The 648-nt window shown below is 69.3% G+C and carries 1 protein-coding gene; it reads right to left on the bottom strand.

The genetic code is table 11. The annotated features are described in order from the left end of the window. Positions 1–648: hypothetical protein (locus ACKGJN_RS16410; protein WP_409540645.1), on the bottom strand; the 648-nt coding region annotated here is incomplete at both ends.

The raw sequence follows: 648 nt of genomic DNA, 5'->3' as shown, positions 1-648 counted from the left end.
GCGCGTCAGCTCGGCGGCAATCGGCTGTGCCGCGCCCGCCGCGGCTGAAACCGGCGACAGCTTTTCCGCCGCCGCCGCCTCGCGGCGCGGTGACCAGTACTGCTCCGGGATGCTGCCGGAAAGACGGATCGTCTCCCACCCGGCACGCCCGCGGCGCAGCTCCAGGTTCACCTGCTCCAGGCGCTGCTCCTCGCCGAAATAAAGCAAGCGCAGGTTCGGCGCCAGCACCTCCAGCGGCTCGAAGCTGCGCGGCTCCGGCACGTCGGCGTTCTCGCCGCCAACGGTCTCCGCGACGGTCTCTTGCTCATCGCCGGAGGCGTCCGCCTCATTATCATCGCCGGAAAGGAAGGGCTCCGCGTCGAGTGTGCCCTGGCCGATGCTGACGACGATGCCCGCATCGTTCAGAGTGACGGCGACGTCCTGCAGGTTGCTGCGCCCGAAAGAAACGTGTTCCAGGGCGATCTCGCCCAGCCCCTCACCGCCGGCACCGGGCATCGCGCTGCCGCGCAGCGCCAGATCGCCGGCCTGCATGACGATGTCGCGGTAGGCGAGCGGCCCTTCGTTGTCCAGTTCGACCGTGAGGCTGAGGCTGCCTTGGGTGCCGGCCTCCTTGCGCCAATGCATCTCCGGCAGGGAAACCGTCGTCTG

This window comes from Gillisia xinjiangensis, from assembly GCF_046298265.1.
Lineage (GTDB): Bacteria > Bacteroidota > Bacteroidia > Flavobacteriales > Flavobacteriaceae > Gillisia > Gillisia xinjiangensis.
This window is presented reverse-complemented; position numbering and strand designations above follow the sequence as displayed.